We start from the raw sequence: 12,468 nt of genomic DNA on the forward strand, positions 1-12,468 counted from the left end.
ATGGCACGCGCTGACGGGCTCAAGCCGCCCTGGTGGCTGAAGCCGGCGAACAAGGTGTTCATTCAGCTCTCCCGGCTGGGCCTCAGCTTCGGCGGTGAAAGCCCGGTGGTGTTGACCGTGCCGGGCCGCAAGTCCGGCACGCCACGGTCGACGCCGGTGACACCGATGACGGTGGACGGCAAACGCTATGTGGTGGGCGGGTTTCCGGGCGCGGATTGGATCCGCAACGTCCGCGCCGCCGAGCACGCGACGCTGGCCCGCGGCCGGCACCGCGAGCGGGTGAGGATGGTGGAGCTGCCCGCCGACGTGGCGCGCCCGTTCCTGCGGGCGTTTCCCACCGAGGTGCCCACCGGGGTCGGCTTCATGAAGCGCTCGGGGTTGGTCACCGACGGCCGCCCCGAAGAGTTCGAGGCGCTGGCCGGCGTGTGTCCGGTATTCCGGCTGGACCCGGCATAGGAGTTCAAAGACGTTGAGTGACAACCCGTTTGATGCCGACCAGTGGCGTCCCGTTGAGGGCTTCGGCGACCTGACCGACATCACCTATCACCGGCACGTCGACGACGCCACGGTGCGGGTGGCGTTCGACCGGCCCGAGGTGCGCAACGCGTTCCGGCCGCACACCGTCGACGAGCTCTACCGGGTGCTCGACCACGCCCGGATGTCCGCGGGAGTCGGCGTGGTGTTGCTGACCGGCAACGGCCCCTCGCCCAAGGACGGCGGCTGGGCGTTCTGCTCCGGCGGCGATCAGCGCATCCGCGGGCGCAGCGGCTACCAGTACGCCAGCGGCGAGACCGCCGACACCGTCGACCCCGCCCGGGCCGGACGGCTGCACATCCTCGAGGTGCAGCGGCTGATCCGGTTCATGCCCAAGGTGGTCATCTGCCTGGTCAACGGGTGGGCGGCCGGCGGCGGGCACAGCCTGCACGTGGTCTGCGACCTCACCCTGGCCAGCCGCGAGCACGCCCGCTTCAAGCAGACCGACGCCGACGTCGGCAGCTTCGACGGCGGCTACGGCAGCGCCTACCTGGCCCGCCAGGTGGGCCAGAAGTTCGCCCGCGAGATCTTCTTTCTGGGCCGGGCCTACACCGCCGAGCAGATGCACCACATGGGCGCGGTCAACGCCGTCGTCGACCATGCCGAGCTGGAATCCGAAGCCATCGCATGGGCGCGCGAGATCAACGCCAAATCCCCTCAGGCGCAACGCATGCTGAAGTTCGCGTTCAACCTGCTCGACGACGGCCTGGTGGGCCAGCAGCTGTTCGCGGGCGAGGCCACCCGGCTGGCCTACATGACCGACGAGGCCGTCGAGGGCCGCGACGCCTTCCTGGAAAAGCGCGACCCCGACTGGAGCCGGTTTCCCCGGTACTTCTGAGCCCGCCCGCCCGCCTAGACTCGCGTCCCGTGAGCAAGAGTCCGCTTCGCCGGTTCACCGACCAGCTGGTGCTGGCCACCATGCGACCGCCGATGGCCCCGCAGGTGCTGGTCAACCGGCCGCTGATCAAGCCGATCGAGCTGGCGGGCAAGCGCATCCTGCTCACCGGGGCGTCGTCGGGCATCGGCGAGGCCGCCGCCGAGCAGTTCGCCCGCGAGGGGGCCACGGTGGTCGTCGTGGCCCGTCGCCAGGAGCTGCTGGACGCACTGGCCGAGCGGATCACCACGGCGGGCGGTGACGCCACGGCGATCGCCTGCGACGTCTCGGACATGGACGCCGTCGACGCGCTGGTCGCCGACGTCGAGAAGCGGCTCGGCGGCGTCGACATCCTGATCAACAACGCCGGCCGGTCCATCCGCCGGCCGCTGGCCGAGTCGCTGGAGCGCTGGCACGACGTCGAACGGACCATGGTGCTCAACTACTACGCGCCGTTGCGGCTGATCCGCGGCCTGGCGCCGGGAATGATCGAACGCGGCGACGGCCACATCATCAACGTCTCGACGTGGGGGGTGCTCTCGGAGGCGTCGCCGCTGTTCTCGGTGTACAACGCGTCGAAGGCCGCGCTGTCGACCGTGAGCCGGGTCATCGAAACGGAGTGGGGCGAGCGGGGTGTGCACTCCACGGCGCTGTACTACCCCCTGGTGGCCACCCCGATGATCGCGCCCACGAAGGCCTACGAGGGCGTGCCGGCGCTGACGCCGGAAGAGGCCGGCGAGTGGATGATCACCGCCGCCCGCACCCGCCCGGTGCGCATCGCGCCGCGCATGGCGATCGCGGCCAAGGCGCTGGACACCTTTGGCCCCCGCTGGGTCAACGCCGTCATGCAGCGCCAGAGCATCCAGCCCAATCGCAAGGGCGACCGCTGACCGGACCGGCGCGATCGGGCCCGTGTGATAGACACGAGTTATGGAGATCCTGGCCAGCCGGATGCTGCTCCGGCCCGCGGACTACCAGCGGTCCCTGGCCTTCTACCGCGACGAGATCGGCCTGGCGATAGCGCGTGAATACGGCGGCGGCACAGTGTTTTTCGCCGGGCAGTCGCTGCTGGAGCTGGCCGGGTACGGCTCCCCGGACCATTCCCGCGGCCCGTTCCCGGGCGCGCTGTGGCTGCAGGTCCGCGACCTCGAGGCGACCCAGGCCGAGCTACGCGGCCGCGGCGTGTCGATCGCCCGCGAGGCGCGTCAGGAACCCTGGGGCCTGCACGAGATGCACGTGCTCGACCCCGACGGCATCACGCTCATTTTCATCCAGATCCCCCCGGACCACCCGTTGCGCCGCGACACCCGAGGTGAACGGCAGGGAAATTCCGGTTAACTGAGAGGTAACATCTGGCGACGACTCAAGGTACACCCGCGTTTCATGTCATGCCGCATTCGACAATGGATTGCCCCTACCACCAGAATCAGGCCCTGTGAACATCCAATTGTTCCTCTTGATCATTGTCGTAATCACGGCACTGGCTTTCGATTTCACCAACGGCTTTCATGACACGGGCAACGCGATGGCGACCTCGATCGCCAGTGGCGCGCTCAAGCCCAAAACGGCGGTTCTGCTCTCGGCGGTACTGAATCTGGTGGGCGCGTTCATGTCCACCGCCGTCGCCGCCACGATCGCCAAGGGCCTCATCGACTCCAACATCGTGACGCTGGAGCTGGTGTTCGCCGGCCTGGTCGGCGGCGTCGTCTGGAACCTGCTGACCTGGCTGCTCGGCATCCCCTCGAGTTCGTCGCACGCCCTGATCGGCGGCATCGTCGGCGCCACGATCGCTGCCGTCGGCGCGCACGGCGTGATCTGGAAGGGCGTGATCTCCAAGGCCATCATCCCGGCCGTCGTGTCGGCGATCCTGGCCATCGCGATCGGCGCGGTCGCCACCTGGCTGGTCTACCGGATCACCCGCGGCGTGCCGAAGGCCCGCACGGAGGCCGGTTTCCGGCGCGGCCAGATCGGTTCGGCGTCGCTGGTCTCGCTCGCCCACGGCACCAACGACGCACAGAAGACGATGGGCATCATCTTCCTGGCGCTCATCTCCTACGGCTCGGTCAGCAAGACCGCCACCATGCCGCCGCTGTGGGTCATCGTGAGCTGCGCGCTGGCCATGGCGACCGGCACCTACCTCGGCGGGTGGCGCATCATCCGCACGCTGGGCAAGGGCCTGGTCGAGATCCAGTCGCCGCAGGGCATGGCCGCCGAATCCTCCTCGGCCGCGGTGATCCTGCTGTCGGCCCACTTCGGCTACGCGCTGTCGACCACCCAGGTGTGCACGGGTTCGGTGCTGGGCAGCGGGCTGGGCAAGCCCGGCGGCGAGGTCCGCTGGGGCGTCGCCGGCCGCATGGGGGTCGCCTGGCTGGTCACCCTCCCGCTGGCGGGGCTGGTCGGCGCCTTCACCTACGGCATCGTGCACCTGATCGGCGGCTACCCGGGGGCGATCACCGGTTTCGCGCTGCTGGTCGCGGTCTCGGCCACCATCTACCTCCGGTCGCGCAGGGTCAAGGTCGACCACCACAACGTCAACGCCGAATGGAAGGGCGATCTGACCAGCGGGCTGCAGGCCGCCGACCAGCCGCCGCCCGGCGATGACGGACCCACGCTCGGCGGCGTGTCCGCCCGGTACGACTCCGACGACCCGTCGCTGAAAGCCAACGCCTCATGAGCCACATCGGCGACTGGTTCAACTACCAGGCGAGCCTGAAGATTCTGGTCTTCGCGATGCTGGCCGGCGCCGCCCTGCCGGGGCTGTTCGCCCTCGGGATCCGGCTGCAGTCCGCGGGGGCGGGCGACATCAGTCTGGACGGCGCCAGCAACGGCTCCGCCCCGCGGCGCAACCCGATGCTGACTGCGTTGGCGTGGAGCATCTACGCGCTGGTCATCGCGGTGATCGCGCTGGCGTTGCTCTACATTGCCCGCGATTTCATCGCCCATCACACCGGCTATCCGCTGCTTGGAGCGAAACCCAAGTAGCATCGTTTGATGCCCATCGAGTCGGCGAACCGGACGCCGGGGAGAGCTGTATCCGCGTGAACGGATTTCTCAATTCCATCGTCTCGTGGCTCCGCGCGGGCTACCCCGAGGGCGTGCCACCCACCGACACGTTCCCGGTGCTCGCGCTGCTGGCCCGCCGGCTGTCCAACGACGAAGCCAAGGCCGTGGCGTGCGAGCTGGTTCGGCGCGGCGAGTTCGACGACGTCGACATCGGCGTGCTGATCACCCAGATCACCGACGAGCTGCCGTCGCCGCAGGACGTCGAGCGGGTACGGGTGCGGCTGGCGGCCCAGGGCTGGCCCTTCGACGACGCCGATCAGGCCGGGGATCCGGCATAGCCGTACTGCGCGCGCTGCACGTCCCGCCGGGCGCGGCGGCCGAGACGCTGCTGCCCGCCCTGGCGGGCGTGCTGGAGGGACGCGACCCGGCGCTGGTAGCCGTCGGCGACGATCGCGAGTCGGCGGCGCTGCGGGCGGGGCTGCGCGTCGGGGAAACCATCGACGACGACGTGGCCCTGGTGGCGGCGACGTCGGGCACCACCGGCAACCCGAAGGGCGCCCTGCTGACAGCGGCCGCCCTGCGGGCCAGCGCCGCGGCCACCCATGACCGCCTGGGCGGCCCGGGCAGCTGGCTGCTCGCCCTGCCGCCACACCACATCGCCGGGGTGCAGGTGCTGGTCCGCAGCCTGCTCGCCGGCACGTCGCCGGTCGAGATGGATGTCACCGGCGGCTTCGATGAAACCGAATTGCCCAGGGCCATCGGCGCTTTGGGCCCCGGCAGGCGGTACACCTCGCTGGTCGCCGCGCAGTTGGCCAAGGCGCTCGCCGACCCGGCGGCCGCGGCCGCCCTCGCCGAACTCGACGCCGTGCTGCTCGGCGGCGGGCCCGCGCCGCGTCCGGTCCTGGACGCCGCGGCCACGGCCGGAATCACCGTCGTGCGCACCTACGGCATGAGTGAGACCGCCGGCGGGTGCGTCTACGACGGCGTCCCGCTGGCCGGGGTGCGGCTGAGGGTGGCCGACGGGCGCATCGTCATCGGGGGCGCGACGGTGGCCAAGGGCTACCGCGACCCCATCGACCCCGACCCGTTCGCCGAGCCCGGCTGGTTCGTGACCGACGACCTCGGCGCCATCGACGGCGCGGGCGTGCTGACGGTCCTGGGCCGCGCCGACGACGCGATCAGCACCGGCGGGCTGACGGTGTTGCCGCAGCCGGTCGAGGCGGCGCTGTGCAGCCACCCGGCCGTCCGCGATTGCGCGGTGTTCGGGGTGGCCGACGAACGCCTCGGGCAGCGGGTGGTCGCCGCGATCGTGGTGCACGACGGCCGCGTGGCGCCGACTGTGGAGGCGCTGCGCGCGCACGTGACGCGCGCCCTGGACGCCACCGCGGCGCCGCGCGAGGTGCACGTCGTCGACGCGCTGCCGCGCCGCGGCATCGGCAAGGTCGACCGCGCGGCGCTGGTGCGCCGCTTCGCCGGCGCGAGCGATCAATAGGCTGTGCGTCCGTGAGGCGGGGTCGACGGCAGGCGGTGCGCGACGCCGTCGCGGTGTCGATCGGCGCGGCGCTGGTGGCGGCGGCGTTCGTGCTGCCGCGGATGAACCTGGGGGTCCGGCCGCGCCTGGATGTCGGGGCGGAAAAGTTCGCCACCCACGCCGGCTCGGCGCCGATCTTCGGCGAGTGGCTGATCCACGCCGGCTGGGGCACCGGCCCGGCCATTGCCCTCGCCGTCGTCGTCGTCGCGTGGGGACCGACTCTGGCGCAACGACTTTCGTGGCGGGCGCTGACGCTGGGCAGCTGGGCCGTCGCCGGCGGGTGGGCGTTCGCGCTGGCGATGATCGACGGCTGGCAGCGCGGCTTCGCCGGCCGGCTGACCACCCGGGACGAATACCTGTCGCAGGTGCCGGGCGTCACCGACATTCCAGCCACGCTGCGCACGTTCGCCGGCCGGATCGTGGACTACCAACCGCATTCGTGGACCACCCACGTGTCGGGGCATCCGCCCGGGGCGCTGCTGACGTTCGTCTGGCTGGACCGGATCGGTCTGCACGGCGGCGCCTGGGCCGGGCTGCTGTGCCTGCTGGCCGGCTCGAGCGCCGCCGCCGCGGTGGTGGTCGGCGTGCGCGCGCTGGCCGACGAGTCCACCGCGCGGCGGGTAGCCCCGTTCGTGGCGCTGGCGCCGACGGCGATCTGGGTGGCCGTCTCCGCCGACGGATACTTCGCCGGCGTGGCCGCGTGGGGCATCGCGCTGCTGGCCGTGGCGGTGCACCGCCCGGTCCGGTTCCCCGCCCTGACCGCCGCCGCGGCCGGGCTGCTGCTGGGCTGGGGAGTGTTCTGCAACTACGGCCTGATGCTGATGGGGCTGCCGGCGGCGGCGGTGCTGGCGTCCGCGGCGGACTGGAGGGCGATCCTGCGGGCGCTCGGTCCGGCGGCGCTGGCCGCGATCGGGGTGGCGGTGGCCTTCGCCGTCGCCGGGTTCTATTGGTTCGACGGCTATCACCTTGTGCAGCAACGCTATTGGCAGGGCATCGCCAAGGACCGGCCGTTTCAGTACTGGAGCTGGGCCAACCTGGCGTGCGTGGTGTGCGCGATCGGGCTGGGCGGCGTCGCCGGGCTCGGGCGGGTGTTCGACGGGGCCGCCGTCCGTCGCCGCTCCGGTTTTCACCTGCTGTTGTTGGGCGTGCTGGCCGCCGTCGTGTGCGCGGACCTGAGCATGCTCAGCAAGGCCGAGGTGGAACGCATCTGGTTGCCGTTCACCATCTGGCTCACCGCGGCGACCGCGCTGCTGCCGGTGCGCTCGCACCGGATCTGGTTGGCGCTCAACGCCGCCGGCGCGATTGCGCTCAACACGATCATCCTGACGAACTGGTAGGTCCGGTACGAGTGTGAGCTGAGGGCAACGAGTGTGAATCCTGGGCTTTGAGTGTGAACGAGCGGCGGGATTTCAGCGATTTCTCCGCCCTGGCTGCACTCCCAAATCCAACGATTCACACTCAAAGCGCCAGACGCACCGCCGATTCCGCGCTCACAGGCCGGCCGCGCGGGTGATCCGCGCGAAGCGGCTGTCGGGCCCGCAGGCCTCGCGCACCGCGGCGACGTCGTCGACGACGTCGACGTCGGCCAGCGTCTGCACCGTCGCGACGTCGATGCCCGTGTCGCGCAACGCCTTCAACGTCAGTTCCCCGGTGTCGGGCGCCGACATCGGTACGGTGCGCAGGCACTGGGCCATCGCCGGTGCGCCCACGCCCAGCACCCACCAGCCGCCGTCGCGGGCCGGCCCGAGCACGGCCGGCGCCTCGAGCAGCCGGCGCGCGCAGCCGGTCAACAGCTCGGCGGTGACCTGGGGGGTGTCCATCCCGATCTGCAGCACCGGCAGCCCGTCCGACGAGGCGTCGGCGTGCGCGTTGGCGAGGCGTGCGGCGAAATCGTCGCCGCGCTGGGCGATCACGGTGAAGGACGCCAGTCGCCGCCGGATATCGGCGGCGCTCGCGGCGCGGCCGAGGTCCCCGGTGAGGGCGACGACCCGCGCCGCCACCGGCGCGTCGGCCACGGCGTCCAGCGTGTCGAGCAGTGCGGCGGCGGCGATCTCGGCGGCGACGCGGTCGCCGACGCTCGCCGCGAGCCGCGTCTTGGCCCGGCCCGGCTCGGGCGCTTTGGCGACCACCAGCAGCGTCACCGGCAGGGCGGTCACGAGATCACCTTCCAGAAGTCGAGGATCGCGGTGATGCTGCCGCGCAGCGATCCGCTGACCTTCGACTTGCCGCCCGTGCGCGGGCCGTAGCTGACGTCGAGTTCGACGACGCGCCAGCCGGCGGCCGCGGCGCGCACCAAAAGCTCGAGCGGATAACCGGATCGGCGGTCGGCGACGCCCAGCGCCAACAGCGCCTCGCGCCGGGCCACTCGCATGGGCGCGATGTCGTGCACCGGCAGGCCGTGGCGGGTGCGCAGCCGCCAGCTCATGACGACGGTCCCGATGCGGGCCACCCACGGCCAGTGCAGGCCGGGCACCGGCCGGCGCCGGCCGGTCACCAGGTCGGCGCCCTGCTCGAGCGCGGCGACCAGCCGCGGCAGGTCGGCGCCGTCTATCGAGCCGTCGGCGTCGATGACCGCCACGATCGGGGTCGTCGCGGCCATCACGCCCGCGTGCACGGCGGCGCCGTACCCGGCCCGTGGTTCGGCGACGACCCGGGCGCCGTGGCGCGCCGCGACGCCGGCGGTGTCGTCGGTGCTGTTGTTGTCGACCACCAGCGCCCGGTAGCCGGCCGGGATGGCGGCCAGCACGGCCGGCAGCGACTCCTCCTCGTTGAGGCACGGCAGGACCACCGTGACCAGGCCGTCGGCGCCGGGCACGCGTCAGAACCCGCGGTGCGTGCGGGGCTCCTGCGGGAACAGCGGCTGCTGCGAGTGCGTCGGCGGCGCGGTCTGCTGGGTGTGCGTCTGCACCGGCGGTTGGGTGGTCGCCTTGGTGCTCGGCGGCGCATACGTCGTCGTCGGGGGTGCGTGCGTGGTCGTCGGGGGTGAATACGTCGTCGTCGGGGGCGAATACGTGGTCGTCGGGGGCGAATACGTCGTCGTCGGCGGCGAGTACGTCGTCGTCGGCGGCGAATACGTCGTCGTCGGGGGCGAATACGTCGTCGTCGGCGGCTGGGACGTCGTGATGGTCGGCGGCGTGTAGGGCGTCGTCGGGTTGTACGGCGGGTTGTAGGGCGGTTGCCACCCCGGGATCGGAATGGGAATCGGAATAGGAACCGGCACAATAGGATTCGGCCGCGGCGCCCAACCCGGATCGGGGTTGGGCACGACACCGGGGTTGCTCGGCGCCTCGGGAACGGGAGCGACCTGCGGGCCGCCTCCGGACGGGGGCGCGACGTGTTCGGGAGCCGGGACGGTGCCGCCCTGGAACCCGGCGTTGGGCGCCTCGGGCGGGGGTGGGGGCAGCGGCGCCTGCTGCTGGCTCGGCAAGATCGGCATGAATTTGCCCGGGGTGCCGTTCTGCACGCCCACCACCGGCTGCTGGGCGGCGGTCGGGCGGACGGCCACCGCGATCGCGGTGGCCAGCGACGCTAATCCGATGACCGCGAAGGCGATGACGGCGTTGCCGATCACCAGCGACCGCCGCGACAGCTTCGTCGGCGCGTCCTCGCCGGCCTCGGCGTCGTCGCCGAACTCCGGGCCGTAGTCGTAGTCGTCGAATTCGGGGTCGTACTCGTCCATCTCGCCCGGATAGACCCCGCCCTCGTCGGCCATCGAGTACGCCAGCTGCGGCTCCTCGGCGTCCGGCGCGGGCACGACCGTCGTCTCGTCCCCGGTGAGGCCGGCGGCGGGGGCCATCGCGGTCGCGTCACCGGTCAGGCCGACGGCCGGCGCCATGGCCGTCGCATCCGGCGCGGACGCCGCCGCCGCGGCGATCGCGGCGCCGCGCGCGAGCGCAAACGTGGGGTCCTCGGCGACCTGCACCCGCATGGTGGACGCGTCGCGCAATTCGTCGGCGACCCGGTTGAGGTCGGGCGAGGCGCCGAGCAGATACACCTCCCCCGGCGCGTCGGGATGCGTGCCGAGGTTCGCCATCATCGTCTGGAACGCGGCGGTAGCGTCCGGGCCCGTGGCGCCGGTCAGCGGCTGGCTGGCCAACACGGTCGGCGGCGCGTCGGGGTCCCCGGCGTCCGGGCCCACCACCGACAGGGTGGCCGTCGCGTCGTCCATCACGAGCGCGGCGCCGGGCCGCCCGGCCGCCCGCATGAGGGCGGCGACGGCCTGCGACTCCGAGAGCACCGCGACGTTGTGAACGCCGGAGTCCTCCAGCGCCCGCCGCAGCTCGTCAGCCCGTGGCTCGTCGGACCAGCACAGGCGCGTGCCGACCAACCGGTGGTTCTCGTCGGCCAACAAGCGATTGGTTCCGACCACGGTCTCGGTGAGCGTGCCGAGCGGGTTGTCGGCGAGATCGATGACGGATTGGTCGATCACGTCGGTGCCCTGGGCGCCCGACCCCAGGAGCGCCAGGCGGGCGACGGGACCGGTGACCGCGACCCCCAAAACGACGTCCATCCCGCTTCTCCTTCACCCTGGCCACCCCGCACCAGCAATGTCCCGGCATCATTACACTTGCGATACCGTCGGCAGTATCAGTCATTCGGCGACAAGGTTCGCCACTAGCGCAGCGTAACCAGCTTTTCGAAGGACAGGACGGTCGCCGCGGAATCGCCTCCGCCCAGCGGCCCGTCCCAGCCACTGCCACGGCAGCCGAACGGAGAATATGTTCGCAAGCGAGCGGTGCATGTGGCTCGGCAGGGCATTCCCCCGCCGGACACCGGCAGCTGCGCCGAAAGTAGTCGTCCTTGAATCCCGGGGGGCATGGTGAGCCAGAGCAGCGACGACACGCCAACCGGCCCCATCGGGGCCCGGGCCCAGCAGGCGCCCGCGCCCCGCATCATCCGCCCGCACGCCACCGGCGGCACGACACCCGTTGCCGCGGGCACGGGACGGCGCCGGGCCATCGTCAGCGACGCGACCGCGGTGGTGCTGTTGGTGCTCGCCGTGTTCTTGCCGTGGAATCTGTACTTCGGTGTCGGGATTCCCGACAGCAGTCCGGCCCTGTTCGCGGTGCTGCTCGCTGTGACGGTGCTCGCCGTCGCCGCCGTCGCGGTGGCCGGTTCCTGGCGGTCGGGCGGCGAGCGGTTCAACCCGGCGTCCGCGGCGCGGCTTCGGTTGGCGCTCAACGCCCCCTATCTGCTGCTGGTGCTCGCCGTCATCGCGTTCGACGCGTACGAGACCGTCCGGTTCGGGGGCACGGTCACCGTGCCCGGCGGGGTGGGGCCCGGGGCGTGGGTCGGCGTCGCCGGCTCGCTGCTCAGCGCCCAGGCGGTGCCGGCCGGGCCGATCCCGGCCGACGACGAGTACACGGGCTGGCATCGCTCCGCCCGGATGATCGGCGCGCTGTCGATGCTCGCGGCGGTGCTCAGCTTCGGGTTCAACCTGTACTGGCGGGTGCGCTACGCGCTGCAAAGCACTAACGGCGCGGCGGAATTCGGCAAGCAGAACATCGCGGTGATCGCCACGGCGGTGGTGTACGGGGTGGTGGCGCTGGTCGCGGTCCTGGTCGCGTCCAGGTGGCTGCTGCAGCGCACCCGGGCGAGCCGGCTGACCACCGTCGCACTGGGTGCGTCGGCATTGGCCGCGGGGATCCTGGTGTGGATCCTGCCCGTCGGCCGCGACCTCGATGCGTTCCACGGCATCGCCCAGAACACCTCGACCGCCGGGGTCGGGTTCGAGGGTTACCTCGCCTGGGCGGCCGGGGCGGCCATCTTCGCGCCGCGGGCCCTGTTCGGTCACCGCAACCCGTCGCCGGCGGAGGAATCCGCGTGGCGGTCCACGACCCGAAATGGCTTGCTGCTCATCGCCGTCTGGGCCGTGGGGTCGATCGCGATGCGGCTCACCGACCTTGTCGTCGGCATCGCCTTGAACTATCCGTTCTCCGGGTACGACAGCGTGGTGCTGGCCGCGTTCGACCTGGTGACCGCGGCCCTGGCGATCTGGCTGCGCCGCCGCCTGGCCGGAATCTCGGCGCGACTGGTCACGTCGCTGTGCGGGCTCGTCGCCGCCCTCAGCGTCGCCCGCGTGATCGTCGGCGTCGCGCTGGCGCCGCGGTTCGCCGACTCGCCCAATTCGCCCGCGCAGCAACCTGTCTACGGCAACGACCTCGCCCAGCAGATCACCAGCACCTTCGACGTGACGCTGTGCGGGCTGGCGCTGGGCATCCTGGCGGCCGCCGTCGTGGCCGGGCAACTGCACGGGCGGCGCCTGGCTCGCCGCGCCGCCCGCAAGCGCGCGGCCGACGCGAATGCGGCGGCGCCGACCACCCGGGTCCGCGTGGGCCAGGCCGCCGGGCCGTCGGCCGCGGCCACCACCCGCATGCCCACCGGGGGGCCCGGCGCGGAGAGCGACCCGCCCACCGCGGAGATCCCGCCGCTGGCCGGCTCGCCCCGGATCTTTCGCGGCGACGACTCCGGCACGCGGCAGATACCGGTGCGGGGGCCCCAGATCTTCCGCCCGCCGCAAACGTAG

General features: G+C 72.0%; 13 protein-coding genes. 10 read left to right on the plus strand and 3 right to left on the minus strand.

The features are described 5' to 3' along the window. The 9 genes from OCQ_RS22400 (at nt 1) to OCQ_RS22440 (ending at nt 7,279) form a co-directional block, all read left to right on the plus strand. A complete protein-coding gene (locus tag OCQ_RS22400; RefSeq protein ID WP_008261044.1) occupies nt 1-456 on the plus strand; it encodes a nitroreductase family deazaflavin-dependent oxidoreductase in 456 nt (151 codons plus the stop codon). 13 nt (nt 457-469) lie between these two features. Further along, nucleotides 470-1,372: a 1,4-dihydroxy-2-naphthoyl-CoA synthase gene (locus tag OCQ_RS22405; RefSeq protein WP_008261045.1), complete on the plus strand. Its 903-nt coding sequence runs from the start codon at nt 470-472 to the stop codon at nt 1,370-1,372. A gap of 29 nt (nt 1,373-1,401) precedes the next feature. Then, nucleotides 1,402-2,298, plus strand: a complete 897-nt coding sequence (locus OCQ_RS22410) for an SDR family oxidoreductase (protein WP_008261046.1) — start codon at nt 1,402-1,404, stop codon at nt 2,296-2,298. Nucleotides 2,299-2,338: 40 nt separating this feature from the next. Beyond that, nucleotides 2,339-2,746: a VOC family protein gene (locus tag OCQ_RS22415; RefSeq protein ID WP_008261047.1), complete on the plus strand. Its 408-nt coding sequence runs from the start codon at nt 2,339-2,341 to the stop codon at nt 2,744-2,746. A gap of 97 nt (nt 2,747-2,843) precedes the next feature. Beyond that, entirely contained in the window at nt 2,844-4,082 is a 1,239-nt protein-coding gene (locus OCQ_RS22420; RefSeq protein WP_008261048.1) for an inorganic phosphate transporter, read from the plus strand. Further along, on the plus strand, nt 4,079-4,390 hold the full coding sequence (locus OCQ_RS22425; protein WP_008261049.1) for a hypothetical protein: 312 nt from the start codon (nt 4,079-4,081) through the stop codon (nt 4,388-4,390). The genes OCQ_RS22420 and OCQ_RS22425 overlap by 4 nt, the downstream gene beginning before the upstream one ends. Before the next feature lie 56 nt (nt 4,391-4,446). Next, a complete protein-coding gene (locus OCQ_RS22430) occupies nt 4,447-4,749 on the plus strand; it encodes a DUF3349 domain-containing protein (RefSeq protein ID WP_008261050.1) in 303 nt (100 codons plus the stop codon). A 68-nt stretch (nt 4,750-4,817) separates the two neighbouring features. Then, nucleotides 4,818-5,903, plus strand: coding sequence for an o-succinylbenzoate--CoA ligase (gene menE / locus OCQ_RS22435; RefSeq protein ID WP_008261059.1), 1,086 nt, complete (start codon nt 4,818-4,820; stop codon nt 5,901-5,903). 35 nt (nt 5,904-5,938) lie between these two features. After that, a complete protein-coding gene (locus OCQ_RS22440) occupies nt 5,939-7,279 on the plus strand; it encodes a hypothetical protein (RefSeq protein WP_008261061.1) in 1,341 nt (446 codons plus the stop codon). A gap of 153 nt (nt 7,280-7,432) precedes the next feature. Here OCQ_RS22440 and OCQ_RS22445 read toward each other — a convergent pair whose 3' ends face one another. The 3 genes from OCQ_RS22445 to OCQ_RS22455 are packed head-to-tail and all read right to left on the minus strand — an operon-like array spanning nt 7,433 to nt 10,452. Then, nucleotides 7,433-8,098 (minus strand): TIGR04282 family arsenosugar biosynthesis glycosyltransferase, encoded by a 666-nt coding sequence (locus OCQ_RS22445; RefSeq protein ID WP_008261071.1) that lies wholly within the window; start codon nt 8,096-8,098, stop codon nt 7,433-7,435. Next, nucleotides 8,095-8,757, minus strand: a complete 663-nt coding sequence (locus OCQ_RS22450) for a glycosyltransferase family 2 protein (protein ID WP_014385848.1) — start codon at nt 8,755-8,757, stop codon at nt 8,095-8,097. The genes OCQ_RS22445 and OCQ_RS22450 overlap by 4 nt, the downstream gene beginning before the upstream one ends. 3 nt (nt 8,758-8,760) lie before the next feature. Continuing rightward, nucleotides 8,761-10,452, minus strand: a complete 1,692-nt coding sequence (locus OCQ_RS22455; RefSeq protein WP_014385849.1) for a hypothetical protein — start codon at nt 10,450-10,452, stop codon at nt 8,761-8,763. 306 nt (nt 10,453-10,758) lie between these two features. Between OCQ_RS22455 and OCQ_RS22460 the strand changes: the two genes are divergently transcribed. Continuing rightward, nucleotides 10,759-12,468: a DUF7937 domain-containing protein gene (locus tag OCQ_RS22460; protein WP_008261074.1), complete on the plus strand. Its 1,710-nt coding sequence runs from the start codon at nt 10,759-10,761 to the stop codon at nt 12,466-12,468.

The sequence above is a fragment of the Mycobacterium paraintracellulare genome (assembly GCF_000276825.1).
Classification (GTDB): domain Bacteria; phylum Actinomycetota; class Actinomycetes; order Mycobacteriales; family Mycobacteriaceae; genus Mycobacterium; species Mycobacterium intracellulare.

Excerpts from the sequence above, each read along its gene's own strand:
- OCQ_RS22400 (WP_008261044.1), top strand. The coding sequence starts at position 1 with ATGGCACGCGCTGACGGGCTCAAGCCGCCCTGGTGGCTGAAGCCGGCG.
- OCQ_RS22415 (WP_008261047.1), top strand. The coding sequence starts at position 2,339 with ATGGAGATCCTGGCCAGCCGGATGCTGCTCCGGCCCGCGGACTACCAG.
- OCQ_RS22425 (WP_008261049.1), top strand. The coding sequence starts at position 4,079 with ATGAGCCACATCGGCGACTGGTTCAACTACCAGGCGAGCCTGAAGATT.
- OCQ_RS22455 (WP_014385849.1), bottom strand. The coding sequence starts at position 10,452 with ATGGACGTCGTTTTGGGGGTCGCGGTCACCGGTCCCGTCGCCCGCCTG.
- OCQ_RS22460 (WP_008261074.1), top strand. The coding sequence starts at position 10,759 with ATGGTGAGCCAGAGCAGCGACGACACGCCAACCGGCCCCATCGGGGCC.